The sequence below is a fragment of the Marinomonas sp. IMCC 4694 genome (assembly GCF_008122525.1).
Taxonomy (GTDB): Bacteria; Pseudomonadota; Gammaproteobacteria; order Pseudomonadales; family Marinomonadaceae; genus Marinomonas.
Genome location: NZ_VSRV01000001.1, coordinates 1,407,400 through 1,432,841 on the forward strand (window position 1 = coordinate 1,407,400; position 25,442 = coordinate 1,432,841).

The 25,442-nt window shown below is 45.4% G+C and carries 21 protein-coding genes; 13 read left to right on the forward strand and 8 right to left on the reverse strand.

The genetic code is table 11. The features are described 5' to 3' along the window. Positions 1–329: 329 nt before the first annotated feature. The 5 genes from FXV75_RS06360 (at position 330) to FXV75_RS06380 (ending at position 6,637) form a co-directional block, all read left to right on the forward strand. Positions 330–1,745, forward strand: coding sequence for a HAMP domain-containing protein (locus FXV75_RS06360; RefSeq protein ID WP_222863095.1), 1,416 nt, complete (start codon positions 330–332; stop codon positions 1,743–1,745). Between the two features lie 83 nt (positions 1,746–1,828). Then, positions 1,829–2,875, forward strand: a complete 1,047-nt coding sequence (locus FXV75_RS06365; RefSeq protein WP_148831708.1) for a LacI family DNA-binding transcriptional regulator — start codon at positions 1,829–1,831, stop codon at positions 2,873–2,875. A 155-nt stretch (positions 2,876–3,030) separates the two neighbouring features. Then, on the forward strand, positions 3,031–3,810 hold the full coding sequence (locus FXV75_RS06370; protein WP_148831709.1) for a ThuA domain-containing protein: 780 nt from the start codon (positions 3,031–3,033) through the stop codon (positions 3,808–3,810). After that, positions 3,810–4,859 carry a Gfo/Idh/MocA family protein gene (locus tag FXV75_RS06375; protein WP_148831710.1) on the forward strand — a complete coding sequence of 350 codons (1,050 nt, stop codon included), beginning with the start codon at positions 3,810–3,812 and terminating at the stop codon, positions 4,857–4,859. Before FXV75_RS06370 ends, FXV75_RS06375 begins: the two co-directional genes overlap by 1 nt. A 173-nt stretch (positions 4,860–5,032) precedes the next feature. Then, entirely contained in the window at positions 5,033–6,637 is a 1,605-nt protein-coding gene (locus FXV75_RS06380) for a putative bifunctional diguanylate cyclase/phosphodiesterase (protein WP_148831711.1), read from the forward strand. Positions 6,638–6,708: 71 nt separating this feature from the next. On the opposite strand, the gene hpxO is transcribed toward FXV75_RS06380, so the two are convergent. Beyond that, positions 6,709–7,863 carry an FAD-dependent urate hydroxylase HpxO gene (gene hpxO, locus FXV75_RS06385; RefSeq protein ID WP_148831712.1) on the reverse strand — a complete coding sequence of 385 codons (1,155 nt, stop codon included), beginning with the start codon at positions 7,861–7,863 and terminating at the stop codon, positions 6,709–6,711. 254 nt (positions 7,864–8,117) lie between these two features. Continuing rightward, the gene (uraH, locus tag FXV75_RS06390; protein ID WP_148831713.1) at positions 8,118–8,498 is read right to left on the reverse strand and encodes a hydroxyisourate hydrolase; all 381 of its coding nucleotides are present in this window, start codon (positions 8,496–8,498) and stop codon (positions 8,118–8,120) included. A 152-nt stretch (positions 8,499–8,650) separates the two neighbouring features. Between uraH and uraD the strand changes: the two genes are divergently transcribed. After that, the gene (uraD, locus tag FXV75_RS06395) at positions 8,651–9,172 is read left to right on the forward strand and encodes a 2-oxo-4-hydroxy-4-carboxy-5-ureidoimidazoline decarboxylase (RefSeq protein ID WP_148831714.1); all 522 of its coding nucleotides are present in this window, start codon (positions 8,651–8,653) and stop codon (positions 9,170–9,172) included. 108 nt (positions 9,173–9,280) lie between these two features. On the opposite strand, the gene FXV75_RS06400 is transcribed toward uraD, so the two are convergent. The 5 genes from FXV75_RS06400 to FXV75_RS06420 form a co-directional block, all read right to left on the reverse strand. Then, a complete protein-coding gene (locus FXV75_RS06400) occupies positions 9,281–10,267 on the reverse strand; it encodes an isopenicillin N synthase family dioxygenase (protein ID WP_148831715.1) in 987 nt (328 codons plus the stop codon). A gap of 90 nt (positions 10,268–10,357) precedes the next feature. After that, positions 10,358–11,149 carry an ABC transporter permease gene (locus FXV75_RS06405; RefSeq protein ID WP_148831716.1) on the reverse strand — a complete coding sequence of 264 codons (792 nt, stop codon included), beginning with the start codon at positions 11,147–11,149 and terminating at the stop codon, positions 10,358–10,360. Then, the gene (locus FXV75_RS06410) at positions 11,127–11,930 is read right to left on the reverse strand and encodes an ABC transporter ATP-binding protein (protein WP_148831717.1); all 804 of its coding nucleotides are present in this window, start codon (positions 11,928–11,930) and stop codon (positions 11,127–11,129) included. Before FXV75_RS06410 ends, FXV75_RS06405 begins: the two co-directional genes overlap by 23 nt. Positions 11,931–11,933: 3 nt before the next feature. Then, positions 11,934–12,929: an ABC transporter substrate-binding protein gene (locus FXV75_RS06415; protein ID WP_148831718.1), complete on the reverse strand. Its 996-nt coding sequence runs from the start codon at positions 12,927–12,929 to the stop codon at positions 11,934–11,936. A gap of 198 nt (positions 12,930–13,127) precedes the next feature. Further along, the gene (locus FXV75_RS06420) at positions 13,128–13,874 is read right to left on the reverse strand and encodes a pseudouridine synthase (protein WP_148831719.1); all 747 of its coding nucleotides are present in this window, start codon (positions 13,872–13,874) and stop codon (positions 13,128–13,130) included. A 216-nt stretch (positions 13,875–14,090) separates the two neighbouring features. Here FXV75_RS06420 and xdhA point away from each other — a divergent pair, with 216 nt between their 5' ends. From xdhA to pssA, 4 genes are all read left to right on the forward strand, one after another. Then, entirely contained in the window at positions 14,091–15,620 is a 1,530-nt protein-coding gene (gene xdhA / locus FXV75_RS06425; protein WP_148831720.1) for a xanthine dehydrogenase small subunit, read from the forward strand. After that, on the forward strand, positions 15,613–17,952 hold the full coding sequence (xdhB, locus tag FXV75_RS06430; RefSeq protein WP_148831721.1) for a xanthine dehydrogenase molybdopterin binding subunit: 2,340 nt from the start codon (positions 15,613–15,615) through the stop codon (positions 17,950–17,952). The genes xdhA and xdhB overlap by 8 nt, the downstream gene beginning before the upstream one ends. Next, entirely contained in the window at positions 17,949–18,827 is an 879-nt protein-coding gene (xdhC, locus tag FXV75_RS06435; protein WP_148831722.1) for a xanthine dehydrogenase accessory protein XdhC, read from the forward strand. Before xdhB ends, xdhC begins: the two co-directional genes overlap by 4 nt. Before the next feature lie 170 nt (positions 18,828–18,997). Beyond that, a complete protein-coding gene (pssA, locus tag FXV75_RS06440) occupies positions 18,998–20,335 on the forward strand; it encodes a CDP-diacylglycerol--serine O-phosphatidyltransferase (RefSeq protein ID WP_148831723.1) in 1,338 nt (445 codons plus the stop codon). Positions 20,336–20,398: 63 nt separating this feature from the next. On the opposite strand, the gene FXV75_RS06445 is transcribed toward pssA, so the two are convergent. Beyond that, positions 20,399–21,679: an aromatic ring-hydroxylating oxygenase subunit alpha gene (locus tag FXV75_RS06445; protein ID WP_148831724.1), complete on the reverse strand. Its 1,281-nt coding sequence runs from the start codon at positions 21,677–21,679 to the stop codon at positions 20,399–20,401. Between the two features lie 309 nt (positions 21,680–21,988). Here FXV75_RS06445 and FXV75_RS06450 point away from each other — a divergent pair, with 309 nt between their 5' ends. From FXV75_RS06450 to FXV75_RS06460, 3 genes are all read left to right on the forward strand, one after another. After that, on the forward strand, positions 21,989–23,116 hold the full coding sequence (locus FXV75_RS06450; RefSeq protein WP_316247094.1) for a hybrid-cluster NAD(P)-dependent oxidoreductase: 1,128 nt from the start codon (positions 21,989–21,991) through the stop codon (positions 23,114–23,116). A gap of 279 nt (positions 23,117–23,395) precedes the next feature. After that, positions 23,396–24,502: a GlxA family transcriptional regulator gene (locus tag FXV75_RS06455; protein ID WP_148835264.1), complete on the forward strand. Its 1,107-nt coding sequence runs from the start codon at positions 23,396–23,398 to the stop codon at positions 24,500–24,502. A gap of 140 nt (positions 24,503–24,642) precedes the next feature. Then, positions 24,643–25,434 (forward strand): glycosyltransferase family 32 protein, encoded by a 792-nt coding sequence (locus tag FXV75_RS06460; RefSeq protein ID WP_222863096.1) that lies wholly within the window; start codon positions 24,643–24,645, stop codon positions 25,432–25,434. Positions 25,435–25,442 lie beyond the last annotated feature (8 nt).

Genomic DNA, 25,442 nt, shown 5'->3' on the forward strand with positions numbered 1-25,442 from the left:
GGAGTACTCCAAGAAATAGCCCACTGCGGTGGGGCAGCGGGCTTGTTTTCGCTATAGTGATAGGGGATCTTAGTGGTGCACCAGGGTCGTTAAAAATTCGTCATTATGTTCTTGGCCGCTACTATCACCCCACTGTGCGTGAAGCCCCGTCATTTAGGGCGGGGAGGATGTCAAGATACACGTTGCGCTCGGCGAGGTGGTTAAACGTTAAGACATCTCTTACGCTGACCAATGCAATGCATCAAAATGGGTAATGATGTGATAGGCCATGTGCACTAAGTGAATCCATTACCCCGGCGCAACTTACTTAATTTAATAGCGATATTATTATGAAATCTTTGGTCTATAAAAAATCGATTATCGTGCGTTTAAGCATTGCGCTGTCAGGCATAGTACTTTTAGGTATGAGTACCATGCTCATTTCTTATTGGTTGTCGGAACGCGCCGAAAATGATTCTCTGGCGATTAATGTCGCAGGTTCTCTGCGCGTGCAAACTATGCGTATGGGGTTGGTCGCGCTGCAAGAAACACCTAACACGGCAGAGTGGGTGAGTGCCTTAGGCAAGCTAGAGGCGACTTGGGCGCACTCGGTTTTCACCCCGTTTTTATATTCCAAACCGAATGTCAGTGACTTGTACCAAGCGGCATTTACCAATTGGCAAGACCAATTGTTGCCGAGCTTGCGTGAGCGGCAACAAAGCAAACAAAAACCCTCGCTGGCACAGATACAAGCTCAGCTTGACCGCCAAATCACGTTGCTTGATGTGATGGTCAACAGTATTCAAAAAGATGCCGAGCAAAAAGTACGCAGCTTTCGTATAGTGCAAATTGTTGCGCTGTTTGCCACCTTGTTAGTATCGGCCTTGGTGATGTATTTACTGAGGGTGAATGTAGGACAGCCGCTCAACCAATTAACTGCCATGGCTCAGCGTATCGCGCAGGGTGATTTTAATCACAAAATATACAGCCCTAATGATGATGAGTTAGGAGTATTGGCCAACACGTTTAATCTTATGAGTCACTCGATTGCTAATAATTACGACTCGATTGAGCAGCAGGTGAATGAAAAAACGCAAGCATTACAACAGTCTAATAATGCACTGCAATTTTTATACGATACGGCCAAATTTATTATTGAATACAATCCGCAAGGCATTAACTACGACGAAATCATTTCACGCTTATCTACCACGACCGGCCTTGGCGATATTGAGTTGTGTTTAATGACCACCGAAGGCAGTCGCCCCTACTTACAGATAAAACCAGCCAGTGAAATTGATAAGTCGTTGTGCGCCAAGCAAAACTGCAGCAAGCGTATTTCAAGCCGTGGGTTGATCGAAATTACCCAAGGTGTGGCGATCTACCGTTTTCAATTAGTGCGTAACGAGCGCGATTACGGCCTGATTGTGTGCCGTGTCCCGGAGCATGCGTTGTTATCAGTGTGGCAAGAGCAGCTGATCCAATCCACTGTTGACCAATTGGCGATTGGCATGAGCCTTAAAACGGATGAAGATCAATCGTGTCGTTTAGCGATACTGCAAGAGCGCAACGCAATAGCCCGAGAGTTACATGATTCGCTGGCTCAAGCGTTATCTTATTTAAAAATACAGGTCACTCGGCTTAATCGCGCCATTGGCAGTGAAGATAAAGAAACGATGTACGATGTCGCGGGGGAGCTACGCGAAGGTTTAAATAATGCGTACCGACAATTGTGTAATGGTCAAGTAATCCTGTGGGGTTTCTAAGTCACTCCCAGCCTTCCCAGAAGAATGTTTGTTGTATGGTTTTTTTGATTTTTTTAAAATGAGGGTATTTGAAGGGAGTGTGTTTGGGTCTTAGTCGCTTGCAGGGTGAATTTGCGATATTCTTATCGATATGTTTAAAATCCTTCAGAAGTGATCCTATTCGCATGAGTAATAAGTCCGTTACGATTCATGAACTAGCCAGTTTAGCTGGTGTTTCTATAGCTTCGGTAAGTCGAGCATTAAATGGAAAGCCTGGCATTAGTGAAGCATTACGTGCACGAATTATATCTTTGAGTGAAGAGATTAATTACAAACCGAATGTCATGGCTCGTCAGCTAATCTCTGGGAAAACGCCAGTTGTGGCGCTGTGTATGCCGCCTTCTCCTTATGAATTTTCTGATAGACCTTATTTTGTTCATCTTTATCAAGCATTAACTTTATATTTGCATCGAAAGGGTTTAGTGCCCGTTTTATTTGCCTATGAAAATATTGAGGACGTGTTTTCACAGGCATGTTCAGCGATTTTATTGGGCGCTGCAGAAGATGATCGCCCTGAGATTTTTGATCGGCAAAAGTTCCCCTGCGTCACTTTAGAAACAGGAGTGGGTGCTTCTGTTGTCACTGATGAGGCAAATGGCATGTATAAACTTACGCACTATTTGTTTAAAAAAGGTCGGAAAAACCTGCTTTTTTTAGGTGAGAATATCGACATCTCAACAAGTCAAGGGCGATTACGTGGTTATCGAAAAGCGGTTGCTGAACTAGGACTTCAAGAAAATTTTGATAATGTGCCTAGTCAAATTAGCTCTTCTCTAAGTGCTTATCGTCAGATGATGGGGCATTTCCAGTCCTCTGAGCCTTTCCCTTACGACGCTGTTGTTTGCGCAAATGATGAATTGGCGGTTGGTGTTATTCAAGCCGCAGAGGATGCTGGGTATAAAGTTCCTGAGGATATCTCTGTAACGGGTTTTGACGACCTTCCACGATTTTCTAATAAGATTACCACTATCCATCAAGACATTCCTAAGATTGCTGAAGCGGCTGTCAGTTTGCTATCAGAGCAATTAGATGGGCTTCCTCCACGTGTTGTTGAAGTGATGACACGACTCGTTAGCCGAGAGAGCGCTTAACGCTTCTTTTTCTAGCTACACCGCCTCTAATGCTTCAAAACTTGTTGTATTAATTTTTCCAAAAAAGGCTTTTATTTTTTTGAGTAAACGTTTAAGTTACGCTACGTAAACGTTTACTTTCTTTTCCATCATCAAAAAGTATCTAGGAGAAAAAAATGACAATAAAAGTGACTGTGTGGGGGGAAAATGTCCATGAAAAAACCAATAAAGTGGTCGCTCGTATTTACCCTAATGGTATGCATAGCTGCATTGCTGAGGGCTTGAATGAAGATCAGGATATTGAAGCAACCAGTGTGACTTTGCAGGATGAAGAGCATGGTCTTACCGAAGAAAAACTAGATAACACCGATGTTTTGCTTTGGTGGGGGCACGCTGCTCATGGTGATGTTGCGGATGAAATTGTTGACCGAGTTCAAAAACGTGTACTCGAGGGGATGGGCTTATTAGTCCTTCACTCCGGTCATTATGCCAAAATATTTAAACGTTTAATGGGAACGACCTGTTCTCTAAAATGGCGTGAGGCTGGTGAACGTGAACGACTCTGGGTAGTTAATCCTGGTCATCCTATTGTTCAAGGCGTGGGAGACTATATTGAGTTACCTCATACTGAAATGTATGGCGAACCGTTTGCTGTACCAAACCCAGATGAAGTTATTTTCATCAGTGCATTTGAGGGCGGGGAAGTATTCCGTTCAGGTCTTGTCTATCGGCGTGGTAATGGCAAAATATTTTATTTCCGTCCGGGCCATGAAACCTACCCTATTTACTATGATGACAAGGTGAAACGTGTCTTAAAAAATGCGGTGAAATGGTCACAGCCTGAGGGTAGCCGTTGGATCGACTCATGTCCTTGCGTCCCGGCTGATCAGGCTCCAAACCCTATTGAAGTGAAAGGCGAAGGTTTGCATAAGTCTGGTGAAGAGGGCTTTAAATAATGATTCGTATCGGCATTATTGGGACTGGCGGTATGGCGCGAGTTCACGCAGAAGAGTTTTCAAAAATAGCCAGTTGCGAAGTGGTCGCAGCATGCGATTTAAATGCTTCGCGCCTTGCAAGCTTTGTTGAGGCTCATAATATTCCTTATGCCTTTGGATCGGTAGAGGCTCTACTTAGCAGCGGTCAGGTGGACGCCGTCTCTATTGTGACACCGGATCCATTTCACAAAGATCTATCGATTCAAGCTCTGGAAGCGGGAATGCACGTGTTATGTGAAAAACCATTAGCACTTAATGCATCGGATGCCAAAGAAATGGCTGACGCTGCAAAAAAAGCACAGTGCATAAATATGGTTAATTTGAGTTATCGAAATGCTCATTCATTACAAAAAGCACGTGAGCTTATTGCAATGGGACGTATCGGCAATATTCGTCATGTAGAAGCCAGTTATTTACAGAGTTGGTTGGTATCGCCTAAATGGGGGGATTGGAAGACCGAAGACACTTGGTTATGGCGGCTATCCAGTGCACACGGTAGTAAGGGGGTGTTGGGTGATGTGGGCGTTCACATACTGGACTTTGTTCGTTTTCCTGTTGGCGAGTTCGCAAGTGTACACTGTACTCTCACGACCTTTGATAAAGCTGAAAATAATCAGATTGGTGAATACCATCTCGATGCCAACGATAGCGCATTGATCACCGCTCGAATGCAAAATGGGGCTATGGCGTCTATTCATGCTTCTCGTTGGGCGTCGGGAAATCTTAATGATTTAAGGTTGGTTGTGCATGGCGATAAAGGTGCAGTGAAAGTGTCATTAAAGCTGGATCAGGAATGGAATCAACTAGAAGTATGCTTGGATGAAGATGTGATTGATGGCGTTTGGAAAACCATAAAATGCCAAAGCACGCCCAATATCTACCAACGTTTTGTCAGCAGTATTTTGTCGGGTAATCAAGAACAACCCGATTTTGATGCTGGGTTGCAGGTACAAAAAGTGCTGGATGCCTGCGAGCAATCCGATCAGTTGGATCAGACAGTGCAACTTTAGGAGAGTGTTGGATGGCTATATTACATAGGGAAGTGCTGACCTCGTAGCAGAAGCACGTTTTGCTTTTATTCGATTTTCATTGGGATTAAAGGGGGGGGTAATTTATCCCTATAAATAAGAGGAATTAGGTTACTATATAAAATATTGGCCATTTCTTTTGTAGGCACTTCCTTATGAATGCTATGTATGTAGTTTTAACGTTTATTGGCATGTTTGCTTTGGTTGCCAGCCTTCAGCCTACCTATGATATTTGCAACCGTGATAAACATTTGGGTTGGCGTGTTTTATTCTTTCTCATTGTGTTGTTTATTCTGGGTTATGGTGGTTTTGCTTATTTTCAGCTGACGAATTCCATTGTTGAAATAATTGACGTGACCATGTCTTTTATTTTATTTGGCGGTGGTGCTTTTGTTTTGATTGTTAGCTTGTTAAGTCAGCGCAGTATTCAAGAGTTGGAACAAAGCGTGATTGATGAAAGGTATAACGCTTTACATGACAGTTTAACGGGTCTGGCAAACCGTAAAAACCTGATTGAATTTATGGATTCTTCTGTCAGCAAGTCGTCGCCGTTTTCATTGTTATCAATAGATTTGAATAATTTTAAACAGGTCAATGATGCGTTGGGGCATTATTATGGCGATCAACTGTTGGTTGCTGTGTCAGAACGGTTCAACGAGGTTCTGCCAAGTGATGTGTTTGTATCCCGTATGGGGGGAGACGAGTTTGCTTTGGTGATGAACACGGTCGATGGAGCTGATGTGATTGCGTTAGTGGGGCTGTTGCATGAATCGTTTAAGGTGCCATTTCATATTACTGGGTACGATGTCAGTGTTTTTTTGAGTCTTGGTGTGAGTAGTTTTCCCCATCACTCAAGCAATACGGATGTGCTTCTTAAGCAAGCCGATATCGCCATGTATGAATCCAAAAATAATCATAAAAACTACGTTTTTTATACAGATGAACTGGATAAAGGGGGAAGTGAAAAGTTAATTTTATCTTCTCGCATTAAAAAGGCGTTAGATAACGAAGAGTTTAGACTTTTTTATCAACCTATTGTAAACGGCGATGGCAGTATTTATGGGGCAGAGGCGCTGATCCGCTGGCCGCAGGAAGATGGAAGTTATATTTCTCCTGAAAAATTTATTGGTATTGCGGAGCAGAGTGTTTTAATTGGAAAATTATCACATTGGGTGATTAACAAGGCGTTTTCTGATTTGCAAATTATGAAGAAGAAGGGCTTTACGGGCTGTTTGCATGTGAACTTATCCGCGCAAGATCTGCAGACGAATGCTTTATATGAACTCGCTTCTGAGCTGATAGAAAGAGACCCTTTGTGTATTCATCAGATGATTTTTGAAATCACAGAAAATGCGATGCTAAAAGACTTGTACGCAGGCAAAAAAATGATGCTGCGCCTTAACGAGATTGGTTTTAAATTTAGTATTGATGATTTTGGCACTGGCTTTTCTTCTTTGTCTTTGTTGCGTGATTTACCGATAACACAAATAAAAATAGACCGTTCTTTTGTTATGAATATGACTGTCAGCTCAGTGAATCATGCGATTGTTAAATCAACCTTATTTTTGGCGAAGAATCTACATTGCAGTGTGGTTGCTGAGGGTGTTGAGGACCATCAGACCGGTCAAGAGCTGAAAAACTTAGAGTGCAATCATCTTCAAGGGTATCATTTTAGCCGAGCGGTGCCGTTATCAAGCTTTGTGGGTAGTTTTGTCGAGAGCACACTGCTCGATACCGGTGTTGTTTCTAGCGCGCCTTGAATTGAAAAGCTGCTTGTAATCATACAAAGCAGCCATTTTGTTTTCTACGTGTTTTTTGGTTTGAAAACGCCTTACGCCAATGGTCCACCCATAATGGTGTGGTGGAGTCCCGCGATGATGTTGTCGCCTTTTTCTGTTTTCAGTTCATCGTACCAAGCCTGAGTTTCCTCCATATTTTTGCCATGTGTGACGTCGCAGCGTTTACGGGCTTTTAATACTAAGTCTTTAACACGGAAGTGGCGTTTTTCTTCATAGTTTTTAAGTGCCGTTTCTATGTGTTGGCTGGCCGCGAAGCATTGACCCAAGACGACGGCGTCTTCTAAAGCGGAGCAACCGCCTTGGCCGATGTCTGGCGTAGTGCTGTGAGCAGAATCTCCCAATAAGGCAATTTTGCCTTTTACTAGCGTGTCGAAAGGATCGATATCGTGAATCTCAATTCGATTCGTGGTGTCTGGATCGATCGAATCGATCAAAATTTGGACAGGCGTTGACCAACCCTTAAAATACCCTTTTAGATCGGCTTGCACCGTTTCTCTGTTTTCTTTTAAGCCGGTTGGTAGCGGCACATCAAAAAAGAAATAGAAACGACCATCGGCAATGGGCATGACGGAAACACGTTTGCCTTCTGCCACATACGTTGTCCATTGGTCTTTAGGGGCGATGTCTTCGTTAATGTCCACTAGACCATTCCAGTTCACATAGCCTGCGTAGCGTCGGTCGGTTTGAAAACCAATGACATGCTCCCGCACTACGGAACGTGCACCGTCTGCGGCGATCATCATGTCGCCTGTTGCCGTGCTACCATCGGTAAAGTAAGCCGTGACGCCATGTTCGTTTTGTTCAACTTTTTCTAGGCGTTTACCAAACTGAATGTTGTCTTTGCCCCAATGGTCAATCATTTGGCTCTGTAAGTCGGCCCGTGATACGGGGCAAGGGCGTTCGCCGACAGATTTTACTAATGGTGCTAGGCTGAATTGCGTCATGACGGAGCCGCTCATGCCGTCGTGGTAAGCCATGTTGTGCATCGGGCCACCTAGGGCATCCATGATGTCGCCCATTCCCAAATGATTCATGCATTTCACGCCATTTGACCAAATAGACAAAGCGGCGCCTACGGGCTTTATTTCTTTAACCGCTTCAAAAATATCGCATTCGATGCCTTGTTGCTTTAATGCGGCGGCGGCTGACATTCCACCGATACCCGCGCCTATAATTACTGCTTTCATGGTGTGTTTCCTCTGATGTTTGAGATGATTTGTTGAGATGACTTAAAGCAGGACATTCGCAAGTTATATGCCATGAAACAAATGGATCTTAAAAATAAATTGTGAAACCTTTGTTTTAGAGGCGTACAGAAAAATGAACCCAAAGCCAAAGCACGCAAGGTGTGGTGTGCTATTTTGGCTCTGAGTGAAAAGCATGTTTTAACGTGGTGCGTTGTGATAAATCTTGGTGCGCTTTATGCAGTTTTTTTGAGCGCTTAGCTGCCTCGGTAGGTGCTGTATGAGTAGGGCGAAACCAGCAAAGGAATATGATAATGCGCGTCTGAGTCGCTGATTCCAAATCGGATGACCACGACGTTCAAAAATTCAGGAACTTGCTCTTTGTCGTTGTTGTCTTTAATGGCTGAAGTCGAGTGTTTGGCGAAATACTCGTCAATTAAGAATTCCAGCTCGTATACGCCCGTTCTAAAGTCGTCTGCTTGCAGCAAAGGCTCATTGCAGCGGCCATCTTCATTTGACACTGTGCTGTGAAGGCGTTGTCGTTGCCCGTCACTGGTGTGTTGGTAAAGGTGTATGGTGACCCCTGAAGCAGCGACCCCTCGGGTGGTGTCTAAAATGTGGGTGGTTAAATAGCCCATGTTATTTCCTTGATTGGTTTTGAAAAGATTGTTCCATATGTTTCAATAAATGTGCCATATGTTTCTATTGTGGTCTTTGGCGAGTTGAATGAATAAAATAGTAAACAGCTTTTTATCGTTTTACCAAAAAACTTAGAATTTGGAGTCTGATTATGCACGACCCGTTAGCGACGCTCGATAACCTCAATAAAGCGGATTTTATTTCGTTATTCAGTGGAATTTACGAGCATTCAGATTGGGTGGCAGACGCACTATGGCATCAAAAAGTGCAGCATCCCAGTGGTTATTTTCACGATATTACGAGCATTAAAATTGTGATGGCTAATATTGTTGAGAACAGCACAGACGAGCAAAAGTTGTTGCTACTTCGTGCTCACCCTGATTTAGCGGGAAAAGCCGCATTAGCGGGTGAGTTGACACATGCCTCAACCAACGAGCAGGCTGGTGCAGGTCTTGATCACTGTTCAGAAGAGGAGCTTGCGCACTTTTTGCAGCTTAACAATCGTTATCATGAGAAATTTGGCTTCCCCTTTATTATGGCCGTAAAAGGTGCCACAAAAGCGCAAATTTTGGCGGGTTTTGAAGCGCGAACCCCCAATGATTGTCAAACAGAGTTTGACCGAGCCATGAGCGAAGTGCATAAGATCGCAGGCTTTCGTTTGGCGGATTTATAATGCTGTTCGTATGATTAAACGCCAAAAAACACCCATGGCTATGATCGAAGTAAGCTCAATACAGGGTCAAAGAAATGGGTGTTTTTTTCGTCGAATGTTTGCGATGGTTTATTGATCGACGAAGTTTGCCAGTATCCGTTGCGTTAAAAAGTCGGCCGCGCTTATTGGCTGGTAACGTTTGGCAGGGCCTTGAATGATTTGCGACTTATTGGCCTGACAAAAGAAAGCGATAGAATGACGGCTGCCACAGTATTCATCGACTCGGGGTTGTCGTACTCGATGTAAATTAGAAATGAGCTGGTCATCGCTCCAGCGCATGAGCATATCGCCGATGTTGCACGTGATGACATCGCCATAGGGTGGAATGCTGGTCCAGCGTTGTGTTTCAGCTTCGGTTCCTGGGCACACTTGTAATCCGCCATGGCCTTCGTGCTGAAACAGCAGCGTTAGACAATCGAAATCCGTGTGTGCGCCTGCACGCCAGCTATTGCCTTGTTCTGTGACGCCTTCTGTAGCGAAATAGTGTAATAAACGTAAGGTACTTTGGTAATCTGGCTTGCTTGGGTCATGAGCCCGACTAAAAAAATCTTGATCAAACCCCAGTTTCGTGGCGAAGCACGACAACACTTTCATTCCCACTTCCCAGCACTTTTGCTCAAATCTTAGGGTGTTTGCTTGAAAATTAGGCAATTCGGCTTCGGTTGGCCATACATTATCCATGTGATATTGAGTAATTTGGTAGGATTCTTTTTGGTCTTTAGTGCCTGTAGAAGGGCGAATTTGGCTGCGACTTTCCCAGCCCGCGTTCACGCTTTTGGGTCTAGGGTATTGCGCTTTTATCTTGGTTGGAAGATCAAAAAAACGCTCGGATTCGCCAAAAGCGGCTTTTATCTCTTCGGGGGCGATGCCATGATGGCTAAGTTGGAAAAAACCAATTTCTGTGGCGGCTCGCCAGAGCTGTTCGGTTATTTCTTCACGACGGTTTTCAAAATCGCTTAAGTCTATGATGCGGATTTCTCGATCGTTTGTGTCTTCTCCGGCGCCACCAAAGGTGGTTTCTCGTTGCAGTTCTTCGAGTGAATAGGTCGTGCTCATTGTAAACTCCTAAAGGGAGCAATGACCCGACGCATGGTTAAGCATGCGCCTGACTGCTTCTACTCCTGTTGTTGTTGCAGTTGCTTTGGGTTATTTTTTCTTGGGTAAGCTCCAAGGGAAAAGCCACACTTGAATCCACTGTATCGATTTAAACATCAATAAGCTGATGATGGACAAGAAGATCAGTCCAGCGAACGCTTGGGGAATTTTAAAGAAAGACGTCGAGAACTGGATGAAATAACCCAAACCTTCTTCAGCCGCAACAAACTCGGCTACGACAGCGCCGATGATCGCCAGGGTAATAGATACCCGTAAACCACTGAAAATATGGGGAATGGCGTAGGGTATGCGTATTTGCCATGTTTCACGGTAACGAGGGGCGCGCAAAGATTGGCTTAATTCGATCATTTCGGGCGGAGTTTCCAGCATACCCGTTGTGGTCGACACCACCAAAGGAAAGAACGTAATTAGGCAGGTAATCAAGACTCGCGACGGATCGTCTGTGCCAAGTAATACGATGATCAAAGGAGCCACCGCTACCACGGGAGTTGACTGGATCACGATCAATGCTGGGTACAAAACACGGTTCATTAATTCAGAGCGCATCATGCCAATCGACAGCGGAATGGCAATCATAATGGATAACGCAAAGCCCATTAAAGCCACCCGTAATGTCGCCCAAAGGTGGGTTAGCCAGCGTGACATTTCTACTTCAAAAAAAGCACTAAAAATGGCCGATGGAGAAGGCAAAATGTATTCTGGCACCTTACCGACTTTACAGATGATTTCCCACAGCAGTACAAGGCCGATGAAAAACAACGCCGGCGCGAAGCGGTTCGCTTGCTGAGCGAGCCAAGATTTAGGCAGGTATGTTGGGTTCATAAATATAGCCTCTGATTTTGTCGGTTAGCTCAGCAAAGCGGGTAGAAGTGATCGTTTGAGCAGAACGCGGTCGGGGTAAATCTACTTCGATCAAGTCCAGTACCGATCCGGGGCGTTTACTCATGACCAAAATACGGTCTGACAGCAGAACGGCTTCGGTGATGGAATGTGTGATAAAGAGTACCGTTTTTGGGTGTTCTTTCCAGATGTCTAGTAGATCAAAACCGATTTGTTCTCTTGTTAAGGCATCGAGGGCAGAAAACGGTTCGTCCATTAAAAGAATGTCTGGGTTGAGCAACAAGGCGCGCACGATACCGACACGTTGCTGCATACCGCCAGACAATTCATCAGGCATTTTGTCAGCAAACTGTGTTAACCCCGCCATCTCTAGTAATTCATTAGCGCGTTTTTCATCGCTGGCAGAGTAGCTGCCGTATTTGTGTTTTAGGGGAAATAAAACGTTTTTACGTACGGTTAACCAAGGCAACAAATTGGCTTTCTGAAACACGATACCCACATCATCGCGGGGCTCGGTGACAGGGCGATTAAATACCGATACCTGTCCATGAGACGGGATCAATAATCCCGCTACCATGCGCAACAAAGTGGACTTACCGCAACCAGAAGGTCCAACTACCGCGACGAACTCGTGACGATGAATATCAAGGTCAATACCTTGCACAACCATGGGCGCATCAGGGCGTGGGTCAAATTTATGACCCACCCCCTTCATGCTGACATACGCTGCTTGTTCATTGTTAACTGCGTTATTGTCTGTCATACATTACTCCGGTTTGAATCCGTTATTAACCGAAGTTGCAGGATCGATGGCGTCTTTTGTCAGGCCGTTCGCTTCTGCAACGTATTCCCACGTCGTTTGAATGCGTGCTGGCGTAAAGTTGCCAAAACCGTCTTTTTTGGTCACGTCGTTATAAATCAAGTTGTAGATGCTTTTGATTTGTGCTGAAACGATAGTGGCATCGATTTCTGGCACCATTTTGTGCAAGTCTTCCCCTGCTTGATCTGGATTGGCGTAAGTGAATTCGATGGATTTTTTAAACGCTTTGACGAAACGTTTGGCAACGTCTGGGCGTTCCTCTAAGAATTTCTCAGACGCTAAAAGCGATGAGCTATAAAGTGATAAACCGGAATTAGACCAAGGCATTTCAATCAGCTCTTTGCCTGCACCAGCGGCTTGGCTTTCGTACAAGGCCGTATTGGTAACCCAGGCGATGATGGCGTCGGTGTTGTCGGTAATCATCATCGGAGCTAGGGCGCCTGGATCAGATTTTACCAATTTGATGTCGTCTTCACTCAAACCATTTTGCTTCAATACTAATGGTAAGAAGGCATTAGAAGAGGTAAAGGGTGAGGTGGCGACTTTTTTGCCTTTTAAATCGGCGATCGACTTGATACCGCTGCTTTTCAATACAAAGAAAGCGTGAGGGGCTTGAGTGAAGTAAGGTAGAACGGCCACAACAGGGACGTTAGATTGAGCTCTTGCCGCCATGAGTGCGCCGATGTCAGAGGTACCGATGTCGGATTGCCCAGTCGCCATCTTGGTCAGAGCATCGGTGGAGCCGCGACCACTGGCAATTTTTACTTCAAGGTCTTCGTCAGCAAAGAAGCCTTGTTGAATGCCCACGTAAACAGGCGCTTTGTCACCACCTGGCAACCAATCTAATTGGAAAGTCACATTATCGGCGGCGATCGCAGCCGTGCTTGAAATAAGACTGGCTAAAAGAGAGAGGCGAAGTGTGTTTTTAAGGGCAACTTTCATAAATGTTCTCCAGTTAGTAAAAAGGCATGAGTTTGTTTGTTTCATACTTACGAACTAGAGCAACAAGTGTTCCATGTTTTTAAATATCCGTGTATATATTTTCAAGTGACTGTATTAAAAGGAATATTTTTAAGAATTAAGGTTTTAACTAAATAATCTTCAAAGCAGAGAGAAAAAGTGGCGCACTAAAATTGTGCTTTAGATTTTTCTAATTTGGTGCGCTTGAGTCCCCCAGCGGTCAGAGTGAGCGTGAGTAAGTTGAATTTCGTTCGCCCCTAAATAACGCCATTGGCCTTTTTTTATATCAAGTCGAATGCTACCCACTTGTTCACGATGAAGGCCAACTACACGGTTTCCTACTGCCGAAAACATGCGTTTTACCTGATGAAATCGACCTTCGGTGATACTTAAAAGTACTTCAGTTGGTGTGATTAGGGTTAAGTCGGCGGGCAGAGTAGGAACGGTCTCACCTTGGAGTAAGATGCCTTGCAGAAAGCGCGCTTTAATGATTCCTGCGCGTTCAGTGCACAGCGGGCGAGACAAGGTTACGCGATACACTTTTCGGCAAGCATTGTTAGGGTGAGTTAAATTATACGACCATCGGCCGTCGTCTGTTATCAGTACTAAGCCTGTGGTGTCGGCGTCTAGTCGCCCTGCAATGTGCAGCTCTTCGGCCTTTTGAACATCAAGGCCACTAAAAATAGAAGGGTAGGTTTCGTCTTTGTTGGAGCACACTGTGCCAGCGGTTTTGTGCAACATGATGTAACGAAATGGGCGAGTGATAAGTCGCTGGCCATTCAGTTCAATGAGATTGTTTTCATGAACTTGGGTGGCGGATTCCGTGATAATCACGTCGTTGACAGAAATCTGCCCTGCCCGAATACAAGCAAGGGCGTCCCGTTTGTTGAGGTCTGTGCTTTTGCACACATATTTATCAAGGCGCATATCTTACAAACATGAGTTAATTTGATCTTAGAAAAGAGCTTTCATTATCCGGTTGGATAAAAGATTAGCAAGGTGGGATTGTTTAAAGGCAGGCTAAGAAAACCTATTGTTATCCCTGTAGGTTTCGTTTTTAATGAAAGTTTGACCGATTGGCCAAGTTTTTGCATTTTACTTTTTATTCCATTACGGCCAACTTTATTTAGAGCGGAGAGTGCGTTGAAACTTTTATTAAATGGTGAACTCATCGAAGACAATACGCTTCCTAGCGACTATACCGCTCTGAGATATCTTCGGGAAAAGCGTGGATTAATGGGCACAAAAGAAGGCTGCGCCTCCGGTGATTGTGGCGCCTGTACCTTGCTGGTCGGTGCTTTGGAAGAAGGCGAGTTACGTTATACCACGTTAAATTCTTGCATTACGCCAATTCAGTCTTTGTCGGGTAAGCATCTTGTTTCGGTAGAGTATTTATCGAAGGGCAACGGCTTACATCCAGCGCAACAGGCGTTGGTTGAGCATCATGGGTCTCAGTGTGGGTTTTGTACACCGGGTTTTGTATTGTCGTTAGCGGGCGTATATGAAGAAAGGCAAATGTGTCAGCAACTGCTGGATCGGGCATCGGTGTGTGATGCGATTTCGGGTAATTTGTGTCGTTGTACCGGTTATCGTCCGATTATCGATGCGGGGTTGGCGATGGGTGAAGTTTTGCCTGATCACGTTGCGTTAATGAGCCAAGATGAGGAAGTGAAGCGTACTCTTAGTGCGCTACAAGACGTATTATTTGAGCCTGAATCTTTTGCTCAGTCAGATCAAAAGCCAAATCCGAAAAACTATGTTCAGCCACAGAATCTAGAGCAGCTTATTCATGCTAAAAAAGCTTTCCCATATGGTATTTTTATCGCGGGTGGCACGGATTTGATGCTGGAAAATACTCAACGCTATCACGATTTTGGCACCTTGATTGATCTGTCCCAAGTAACAGAAATGCGCTCAATACAAGATAACGGCCAGAGCTTAATCCTAGGTGCGTCGGTCACTTACGCTGGGTTAGAGCGGTATTGCCAAGAAAAATATCCGCACATCCATGCCTTGTTAGGTCGCATTGCATCTCGCCAAATTCGCAACCGTGGCACCATCGGCGGGAACGTCGCCAATGCTTCTCCCATCGCCGATTTACCGCCCTTGCTGTTGGCCTTTGATGCGGACATACAGGTATTAAATGCGGAAGGAACCACTCGAACGGTGAATATCAACGACTTTTATCAGGGTTATAAACAAACCGTGTTGGAGAAGGGCGAACTGATTGTGTCGTTTTCTATGACGTTAGAAAAATTGGCTCAATGTCACCGTTTTTACAAGGTGTCGAAACGCATGGAAGACGACATTTCCAGCGTCATGCTAGCCGCGCGTTTTGCTATTGATCAAGACCATAACACCATTACCGACGTTCGATTTGCGTTTGGCGGCATGGCCGCCACGCCCATTCGCGCTATAAACGCCGAACGGGTGCTTACAAATGCGTCCATAGACGACGAACAAGCGTTGCACAACGCCATCGTACAATTACGAGAAGAGCTACACCCAATGAGCGATGTGCGAGCCTCGTCTCGCTATCGACTGGACATAGCATGCAGCTTGATTCGCAAAGCCTGGCTGGCTTTAAACGGCCAAGAAGCGGTGACGTTTTCGGGGCACGCGGTGTCAGACACGATGTTAACAACGGGTAATGAGGAGGCCACTCATGCGTAAACTGCCCCAAGATTTTACCTTAGGCGACAAGAGTGCTATGAAAAAAGGCGTCTTGCCCATTCATGAGTCAGCGATAAAGCATGTCACAGGGCAAGCGGTTTACATTGACGACCTGCCAGAATGGCTAAATGAATTACACATTGCGACCGGCAAATCCACCGAAGCGCACGCGGACATTGTGTCGATCAACTTGGACAAAGTTCGCGCGTATCCGGGTGTTGTCGATGTGATTGTTCAGGCAGACATTCCTGGCGAAGTGGATGTGTCGCCTGTGTTAAGCGGTGATTTATTGCTGGCGGGGGATTTTGTTCATTACATTGGTCAGTCAATATTTGCCGTGGCGGCCACCAGTTTGCGCGCTGCTAAGCAAGCGGTTGAGTTAGCGGAGATTGTTTATCAGCGTCGCGAAGCGACCTTGCTGCCGCAGCAGTCTTTGGCTCGTCAAGAGTTTGTGTTGCCGACGCATACCATTCAGTCTGGCGATGTCACCCGTGCTATGGCCAGTGCGCCGCGCACCATTCAATCTGAAATGTACATTAAGGGCCAAGAGCATTTTTACCTTGAAGGTCAAATCAGTGTCGCCGTACCCAATGAAGACGGTGGCGTACAGGTCTTTGCTTCGTCTCAGCACCCAGCGGAAGTGCAAAAGCTGGTGGCGCGAGTGCTTGGTTTACCCGTGGCGCAAGTGCTGGTGGAAACTCGTCGCATGGGCGGTGGCTTTGGCGGCAAAGAATCCCAAGCGGCTGTTTTAGGCTGTATGGCCGCGGTGTTGGCGGTGCGTAACCGTTGCCCAGTGAAATATCGTATGCCGCGACAAGACGACATGGTGCAAACCGGTAAACGTCATGATTTTTGGAATAGCTACCATGTTGGGTTTAACGAGGCGGGGGACATTCTCGCGGCTGAATATGACATGGTTGGCAAGTGCGGTTGCACAGCGGATTTGTCTGATGGCGTAGTAGATCGCGCCATGTTTCATGCGGACAACGCGTATTTTTTACCCAACGCTCGTATTAGTGGCTATCGCGGTAAAACTCATACCGTTTCCAACACAGCGTTTCGCGGCTTTGGTGGCCCCAAAGGGGTGATTTTGGCAGAAAACGTCATTGAAGAAATCGCTTGTGCGGTGGGCAAAGATGCGTTGGATATTCGTAAACTCAACTGCTACCAAGCTGGGAAAGACACCACCCCCTATGGGCAAAAAATTGACGATGATGTGTTATTCACTCTTATTGAAGAGTTGGAAATCAGCTCAGACTATCGCGCTCGTCGTAAGGCTATTCAGACCTTTAACGCACAGAATCCGTTTGTGAAAAAAGGCTTGGCGTTGACGCCCGTGAAATTTGGTATTTCCTTTACTTCTAAACACTTAAATCAAGGCGGTGCCTTGGTGCATGTGTATACCGATGGCAGTGTTCACATCAGTCATGGCGGTACGGAAATGGGTCAAGGGCTGTTTACTAAGGTGGCGCAAATTGTCGCCAAAGCCTTTGGTATTGATTATCAGCGGGTAAATGTCAGTTCAACACGCACCGACAAGGTGCCGAATGCGTCTCCGACAGCGGCGTCGGCAGGCACAGACTTAAACGGCATGGCGGCGTTGGACGCGGTGAACACCATCAAAGACAGACTACGCGACTTTGCTATTGAGCATTATGGTATTCAGCCGGACGATTTCGCCATTTCAGATGATCTAGTGCGATTGGGCGAGGAGACCATGAGCTTTCCTGAGTTCATCAAATTGGCGTACATGAATCGCGTCTCTTTGTCGTCGACGGGCTTCTACAAAACCCCAAAAATTGGCTATGACCGAAAAGCGGCGAAAGGTCGACCTTTCTTGTATTTTTCCAATGGCGCCGCGGTGTCTGAAGTCATTGTGGATACCTTTACGGGTGAGTACAAGGTCACGCAAGTCGATATTTTGCACGATGTGGGCGATTCCATTAATGCCGAACTGGACATTGGTCAAATCGAAGGGGCATTTGTGCAGGGCATGGGCTGGCTTACGTCGGAAGAGCTAAGCTGGGACGAAACGGGGCGAATTACCACCAACAGCCCAGCGAACTACAAAATCCCAACCTCGGCGGATGTGCCGGAGAAATTCACCGTTGCATTGTTTGATCGGGCCAACAGCGAAGAATCCATTTATCGCTCGAAAGCGGTTGGCGAGCCACCGCTAATGCTGGGTATCTCGGTGTGGTGCGCGTTAAAAGACGCTTGTGCCTCTGTGTGTGATCATCAATTCTCACCGCCTTTAGCCGCGCCAGCGACCCCCGAGGCGGTGTATTACGCCATGCAGGCCGCGCGTGATTATCAGGAGGCACGTCTATGATGTCGTCGATGGGATGGATTCAGGCGCTGGGCGAAGTGGAAAAATCGGGGCAAGCGTGGGTGATGGCCACTGTGATTGGTACGCAAGGCTCTTCGCCTCGTGAATCGTCTAGTAAAATGATCATCACGGCGTCTCATAGTTTTGACACCATCGGTGGCGGGCAACTTGAGTTCGCGGTGTGTCAGAAAGCCCGTGCCATGTTGCAAGGCACGGCATCGGCGTCTCATGTGTTCGAACACTTTCCCTTGGCGGCAAAAAGCAACCAATGTTGTGGCGGAGCGGTGAGCGTGTTGTTGGAGTATTTTCCTGAGCCTGCCACTAAAATTACCATTTTTGGCATGGGGCATGTGGCGGCGACGTTAGTGAGTGTCATGGGTAACATGCAGGCAAAAATCACGTGGGTAGACAGCCGAGCCGACTTGGTTGATCAACGCCAGCAAGAGGGTTTGGCGGACAATGTGATGGTGCGTCAATACATTTCTATGTTGGATCATATTGAGCAGATGTCAGCGGGTGAAATGGCGTTTATTATGACCCATGATCATGCGTTGGATTATCAATTAGTCGAGGCGCTGTTGGATCGAAAAAATTGTCGTTTTATTGGTTTAATTGGCTCAAAAACCAAGGCGTTGCGATTTAAAAAACGCCTTGCGAGTGCGTCTTTTAGCCCAGCGGAAATCGACTCAGTGCATTGCCCGGTGGGGTTGGCCGAAATAGAAGGTAAAAAGCCATTTGAAATCGCCATCTCGATCGCAGGGCAGATTATTCAAGTCACTCAAGAGAAAGTATCAATGACAACGCCTACGAAAAAGCTGAGTGGCCTCACATGGAAAGCCATTAACCATGCTTTAAATGAGGAAAAAGCCCAGGCATAGGCTATTTGTCGGTCGTAGCAGGGCCAATCATCGCTCGACTCTGAAGTCACTCCATTTTTTGGAATCCATTTTCAAGTCCGAAGGCGTTAAGGTGTCGATTGTTTTAGGAAAAAAGCGGTGAGTTTGTTAGAGTCTGTCGTTCGTTAAAAATAAGGTAGCCTTTCTGTATTATGCCCATTAGACGTTTATTTGGTTCATTGCCTGCGTTTGCCGTGGACCCCAACCAGTTCCATGTTTTGCCATCCGCCCTTGGTTTTCGAGAATATGTCTTAAATGCGATCCGCAATGCAACCTCTAGGATCTATCTTGTAGCACTTTATCTTGAAGATGATGAAGCGGGCCGAGAAATTTTAACCGCGGCTTATGAGGCTAAGCAGCGAAACCCTCGTTTAGACGTGGCTATTTGTGTGGACTGGCACCGTGCTCAGCGTGGTTTAATCGGCGCCAAAAATGGTACAGGTAATGCGGCCATGTATCAGGCATTTGCTGATAAATTCCCGCATCCTATTCCTGTCTATGGTGTACCAGTACGCAATCGTGAAGTGTTTGGTGTCCTGCATTTGAAAGGTTGTGTTATCGACGACTCTGTAATTTACAGCGGGGCCAGTTTTAATAATGTTTACTTGCATTTTCATGATCGTTATCGCTTTGATCGTTATCATGTTATTCAGCATACGGCGTTGGCCAATAGCATAGCGGAATTTATTCAATACGACCTGATAGATCACCCAGCAGTTCAAGATTTATCTCACAGATTGTTGCCGACGACTAAGGCGCTAAAACCTGCGATTCGACAGTTTCGTTTAGCTTTGGGTAAAGCGACGTATCGGGTTGATAATCAACCAGTGAGTGAAGGTCAAGTGGCGGTAACGCCTTTGGTGGGGGTGGGTCGACGGGGTAATGATCTCAATCAAACGATTATTACTATGCTGGTGCAAGCCGTCGACGAATTGGTGTTGTGTACGCCTTATTTTAATTTACCTAAAGTGGTGCTCAGGGAGATTAAACGGGCAATAAAACGTGGCGTTAAAGTGAGCATTGTTGTCGGTGATAAAAAGGCGAATGATTTTTATATCGCGCCAGACCAGCCTTTTAAAGCGATCAGCGGCCTGCCCTATTTGTATGAGATGAACTTGCGTAAATTTGCCGCGGTAAATGAGCGTCATATTGCCTCGGGCCAGTTGTCGATTCATTTATGGAAGCATGGCGGCAATAGCTTTCACTTGAAAGGTTTGTGGGTAGATCGCCGTATCATGTTGCTGACGGGGAACAATGTTAACCCAAGGGCATGGGCACTTGATCTGGAAAATGGCTTGCTGATTAACGACCCCAAGCAACACTTGTTGGCTAAGTTTAGCGAAGAATTCGATACTATTTACCAGCATACCCAGCGTATTGACTCGCTTAGTCAATTTGAAGTAATGGATGATTACCCTGCCAAAGTTCAGCGCTTGTTAAAAAAAGTGATTCGCACCCGAGCCGATAGGCTGCTTAAACGTATCCTTTGATTGCGCTGCACCGAGACAGTAAGCAACATAAAAAAGCGAATCGCTTTTTTATGTTTAGTGTGATTAGAGCGACGTTGCGCGTAGGTTTTTTTGTATCGTATCTGAATACCAGTCTAGGAAGTTGATCACGCCAAATTCGAACGTTTCAGAATAGGGTCCTGGCTGGTAACCGATGGAGTTAATGCCCTGCTGGTTGCGTTCACCTAATATTTTATCTTGTTCGTTCGTGGCATCCCAAACTTGACGCAGTTTTTCTGGATCGTAGTCGACGCCTTCAATTGCGTCTTTATGCACAAACCATTTTGTCGTGACGATGCTTTCTTGGGCCGATACGGGAAGCACGCGAAAAACAATAAAGTGATCGGACTGCATGTGGTTCCATGAGTTTGGTAAATGCAAAATTCGCATTGAACCTAACTCGGGATTTTTGATGCGTCCCAGCATTTTAGTGCAGGCGGATGAGCCATCGATGGTCATGACTTTGGTTTCTTTTTTCAGCGGCATGCGCACGATGCGATTGCGCTGAACCGCCCCAAAGCTTCTGTGCTTATGTGGAATTCCTTCTTGATCCCATTTTTCAGCTTGAGCATTGTAATGGTCGTGAAATTCTTGAGGTGCACGAGGGTCTTCGGTGTCATCCCATTCAAGCAAGGTGTTGAGCAGTTCAGGATGGCTGCCGGCACAGTGATAGCACTCTCGGTTATTTTCGAGTACCAGTTTCCAGTTTGCTTTTTCGTGCATGGTGGATTCTACCGCGAGCTTGGTGTTTTCAACGTCGTAGGGTTCCATATATTCGTCAAGAGTGGCTAAGAAGTCATCAAAGCCATCATCTGGGGCGGTTTTGCCGAGGCAAACAAAAATAAACCCACCTGCTGTTTTGCAAAAAGTCGACTTTAAACCATGTTGTTTAAGATCAAACCCTGCGTTCATTTCGGTGCCAGCGAACAGTAAATTGCCTTTTAGGTCATATGTCCATTGGTGATAGGGGCAAACAAGATTCGCAACTTTACCACGATGTTGAGTGCAAATAACGGAGCCACGGTGACGGCATGTGTTGTGAAAAGCATTAATGTTGCCTTCAGCATCACGCACAATAAGCACCGGGTTCTGCCCAATGTCGACAGTGAAATAATCGCCTTTTTTAGGGATTTCACTGCTCATGCCTACAAACAACCATTCTTTGTGAAAGACTTCTTCCATGTCAATTTTGAACATGTATGGGTCATTGTAGAGTGGAGCGTCTAACGAATAGTTACTAGAGCGTTGTGCCAGCCATTTTGTCATGGCGGTTTTCGCGTCCTCTAAAGAGGCATGGCGTGTATTAAGTAGGTCATGTTGATTCATCTTTCTGGGCCTTAATGACAAAAAGATTAATGGACTGATTAACAGCGTTCTGTCTTGTTCCGACCCATTTATAGTCGCTTATATAGAGTGTAAAAAAATGACCATTCACGACATCCGAAGCTACATAAATCGACCCGCTAAGGTACATGCTTCCTAGGCTTGGCTGCCATGAGCAACTTATTGTCGCTTAGAGTTAATTTGTCAAAACCGACTTTACCCAAAATGGCTCGAAAGAAGGCGCTGGTCGATTAGGTGCTGAACTTTAGAGACTCATTTTTTGCCACTTTACATCAACCAAGGGATTCCAATATGACCCACACTTCTTCTGCCATGGTGAACGCGGATTATTTAGCGCCAGTAAACACTCAAACTTGGGTAAATGGGCGTCATAATGTGCGTTGTGTCAAAGTAATCCATGAAACATGGGATGTAAAAACGTTTTGTTTTATGGCGCAGCAACCAGTGATGTTCTTCTTCAAGCCTGGCCAGTTTGTTACGTTGGAGTTGGAGGTTGAGGGTAAGCAGGTAATGCGCTCTTACACTATCTCAAGCTCACCTTCTGTACCATACAGTTTTTCTATCACGGTGAAACGTGTGCCTGGCGGTGAAGTATCGAATTGGTTGCATGACAATATGGAAGTTGGTAATGAGCTGGCGGTGCATGGCCCTGTTGGTCAGTTCAATTGTATCGACTTTCCTGCTGAGAAAGTGCTGTTGTTATCGGGCGGCGTGGGTATTACGCCCGTGATGTCAATGGCACGCTGGTGGTTTGATACGAATGCCGATGTTGACATGACGTTTATTCACAGCGCCCGTTCCCCCAGAGATGTTATCTACACGCGTGAGCTGGATCATATGGCGGCTCGATTAGACAATTTTGGGCTATACCTCATTGTAGAGCGCATGGAAAATGGTTTGCCTTGGCAAGGTTACCGAGGCTATTTAGACGCCGCTAAACTGGACATGATATCTCCTGACTTTATGGAGCGAGAAATTTACTGCTGTGGTCCAGCCCCTTACATGAAAGCGGTGCGAACACTGCTTTTGGCTCGTGGGTTTGATATGTCGCATTATCATGAAGAGTCCTTTGGTGCCACGCCTGCCAGCATCGTAGAAGATGCGTTGGAGCAAGCGGAAGTGGCACTGGCAGAAGCGGAAGCGGTAAATCAAGACGATCTATTACGCATTGAGTTCGTGGGAAGTGGCAAGAGCATTCAAATTGGAGCGGGTGAAACTTTGCACAATGCCGCGGCAAAATTAGATCTGATGATTCCGAAAGCGTGTGGCATGGGTATCTGTGGTACTTGTAAAGTGCTGATAACCGAAGGTGAAACTCAGATGGATCATAACGGTGGTATTACGGATGAAGACGTTGAGGCGGGCTATGTTTTATCTTGCTGTACCGTGGCTAAAACCAATGTTGTGATTGAATTCTAGATTGGTGTTGCTTAGATTTAACGCTGTTTAATTAAACCGAAATTCTGATCGATTTTGGTGCGTGCTTTAAATAGTTTTTATTGATTTTAGTAAAAATTAACGCGATTCTGATTGATGTTGAGAAGCTTTTTATTGTCTCTTTTTGTGGCGTGAGGGCTTTTTTTTGTATTTCCTTAAAAATAATAAACGTGTTTTTATGGCTGTTGGAGTATTTTCCAGAAATATGGTCTGGATTTTGCTCTCCATAAAAAACACACATATGAGGGCACTAATATGGCAATGGCGAACAGCACTAATTTGGCTTTTGATGCACGAAGTACAACAAAAGTAGGTTTTTTATTACTTGATCAGTTTACGATGATTGCGTTGGCATCTTCTATAGAGCCGCTGCGAATGGCAAATCAGCTATCGGCTGAGGAGCTTTATAGTTGGAGTTTGATTTCTGAAAATGGAAAGCCCGTTACAGCAAGTGATGGGTTAATATTGACGCCAGACATGTCTATTGAGGGCAGTGAAGTCTTCGATTTAGTCATTGTTGCGGGTGGCGTTGACATCACTCGCACGTTTACTGTAAAGCAGGTTTCTTGGTTGATTAAACAATCACGTAAAGGCGGCCAGCTTGGCGGTATTTGTACAGGGGCCTATGTACTCGCTCATGCAGGGTTATTAAACGGTTATCAATGCAGTGTTCATTGGGAGTGTTTAACCGCGTTGCAGGAGGCCTTTCCTAAAGTTAATAGCAACAATAAACTCTTCTCAATTGACAAGGATCGGCTTACTTCGTCTGGAGGCAGTGCGCCAATGGACATGTTTTTAAACATGATTACTAAGCAGCATGGTCCCAAATTAACCAATGCTATTTCGGACATGTTTATCTGTGATCGTATTCGAAATGAGTCTGATCAGCAGCGCATGCCAGCCCGTCAATTCAGTAGTGTGGGTGTGTGTACACCCAAGCTAGTGGATGTGATCGAGTTAATGGAAAACAACTTAGAAGAGCCGATTGAGCTAGATGAACTAGCGAGCTTTGTTGACGTCTCTCGCCGTCAGATTGAGCGCATGTTTCATCGTCATTTAGATTGTTCACCTTCGCGTTATTATTTACGATTACGATTAGAAAGAGCACGTAAATTGTTGAAACAATCAAACATGTCTATTGTGGAGATTTCCATGGCGTGTGGCTTTATTTCAACACCTCACTTCAGTCGGTGCTACCGCAAACATATTGGTGTCTCGCCACGTGATGAGCGAAAAACGGCGTGGAAAGTGGAAGCCGTTGCCCCGCTCCCGATTGACAGCAATACCCCCATCCCATTCACTCCACATGCGCAAGATGCACTCAGTAAATCTCATACTGAACCCAGCTACGGCTCCGTAGCAGTTTGAACATGAAGCGTCTTGATCAGTGAGAAGCAAGTGATTTGGTGTCAGCATTATGGTGACATAAAGAGGCGACAGGCTCTTTTTTTATTCATATAATCATGATGACAAATTGTTGTGTTTTCATTTAACAGGAAATGACTATAGTGAACGCTTTTTTTAAAGTCTTTTGTAATCGCTCTATTAGGCTGGTTGGTAATCTTGTTAAGGTCGCCTCTTATCCTTTTCATTTCTTTTTGCCTCGTGTTCGTTTTACCATTCCGGTGTATTCCGCAGCGAAAATTCGCTCCAGACCGGAATCCAAAGTCCCCAGCGTAATTTGGCAAACCAACTACTCTAATCGTTCTGCCTTGCCTGTTTATGTAAATTATCTTTTTAATCGTTTGTTGTCTCTTGATTACGAATACCGTTACGTTAGTACAGAAGATCGTGAAATTTTCATGCGGGAACATGCCCCTAAAGATGTTTATCTTGCTTATCTAAAATTAAACGATGGCGCTGCTCAAGCCGACTTGTGGCGTGTTACTTGTCTTTATATCAATGGGGGCATTTATATGGATATTGATGCCAGCTTGGTTTGGCCGCTGCGTTTCCTAGTGAAGAAAGACGTTGAGGTGCTTTACATTAAGTTCAAAAAAGACGACAAGGAGTTCACTAATTATTTTTTAGCGACGGCGCCGGGTAATTCAGACTACAAAAGTATCATAGACAAAATTGTTTATAATATTGATCACCATGACGCGTTGGAAAGAAAAGGGGTCTATCATACGACAGGCCCCTCAGTTTTTAATGAAGTGCTTGAAGGTAAGGTGGTTAATAGCGCCAAACGCGGACATGTTTGTATTCAGGGTGCCTTTACGAATGAGTATTTTCAGTACCTCGACAAGCCCCGAGGCAAGTGGACTCATTTAAGTGACGATGAGGTCATTAAAAAATAGCCTAGTGC

What these genes read in the sequence shown, in the direction of transcription:
- xdhB (WP_148831721.1), top strand. Translation starts at nt 15,613, where the DNA reads ATGCGTAAACTGCCCCAAGATTTTACCTTAGGCGACAAGAGTGCTATG.
- FXV75_RS06420 (WP_148831719.1), bottom strand. Translation starts at nt 13,874, where the DNA reads ATGCGCCTTGATAAATATGTGTGCAAAAGCACAGACCTCAACAAACGG.
- FXV75_RS06370 (WP_148831709.1), top strand. Translation starts at nt 3,031, where the DNA reads ATGACAATAAAAGTGACTGTGTGGGGGGAAAATGTCCATGAAAAAACC.
- FXV75_RS06360 (WP_222863095.1), top strand. Translation starts at nt 330, where the DNA reads ATGAAATCTTTGGTCTATAAAAAATCGATTATCGTGCGTTTAAGCATT.
- FXV75_RS06405 (WP_148831716.1), bottom strand. Translation starts at nt 11,149, where the DNA reads ATGAACCCAACATACCTGCCTAAATCTTGGCTCGCTCAGCAAGCGAAC.
- pssA (WP_148831723.1), top strand. Translation starts at nt 18,998, where the DNA reads ATGCCCATTAGACGTTTATTTGGTTCATTGCCTGCGTTTGCCGTGGAC.
- FXV75_RS06455 (WP_148835264.1), top strand. Translation starts at nt 23,396, where the DNA reads ATGGCGAACAGCACTAATTTGGCTTTTGATGCACGAAGTACAACAAAA.
- FXV75_RS06380 (WP_148831711.1), top strand. Translation starts at nt 5,033, where the DNA reads ATGAATGCTATGTATGTAGTTTTAACGTTTATTGGCATGTTTGCTTTG.
- FXV75_RS06410 (WP_148831717.1), bottom strand. Translation starts at nt 11,930, where the DNA reads ATGACAGACAATAACGCAGTTAACAATGAACAAGCAGCGTATGTCAGC.
- FXV75_RS06375 (WP_148831710.1), top strand. Translation starts at nt 3,810, where the DNA reads ATGATTCGTATCGGCATTATTGGGACTGGCGGTATGGCGCGAGTTCAC.
- hpxO (WP_148831712.1), bottom strand. Translation starts at nt 7,863, where the DNA reads ATGAAAGCAGTAATTATAGGCGCGGGTATCGGTGGAATGTCAGCCGCC.
- FXV75_RS06400 (WP_148831715.1), bottom strand. Translation starts at nt 10,267, where the DNA reads ATGAGCACGACCTATTCACTCGAAGAACTGCAACGAGAAACCACCTTT.
- uraH (WP_148831713.1), bottom strand. Translation starts at nt 8,498, where the DNA reads ATGGGCTATTTAACCACCCACATTTTAGACACCACCCGAGGGGTCGCT.
- FXV75_RS06450 (WP_316247094.1), top strand. Translation starts at nt 21,989, where the DNA reads ATGACCCACACTTCTTCTGCCATGGTGAACGCGGATTATTTAGCGCCA.
- FXV75_RS06415 (WP_148831718.1), bottom strand. Translation starts at nt 12,929, where the DNA reads ATGAAAGTTGCCCTTAAAAACACACTTCGCCTCTCTCTTTTAGCCAGT.
- FXV75_RS06445 (WP_148831724.1), bottom strand. Translation starts at nt 21,679, where the DNA reads ATGAATCAACATGACCTACTTAATACACGCCATGCCTCTTTAGAGGAC.
- xdhC (WP_148831722.1), top strand. Translation starts at nt 17,949, where the DNA reads ATGATGTCGTCGATGGGATGGATTCAGGCGCTGGGCGAAGTGGAAAAA.
- uraD (WP_148831714.1), top strand. Translation starts at nt 8,651, where the DNA reads ATGCACGACCCGTTAGCGACGCTCGATAACCTCAATAAAGCGGATTTT.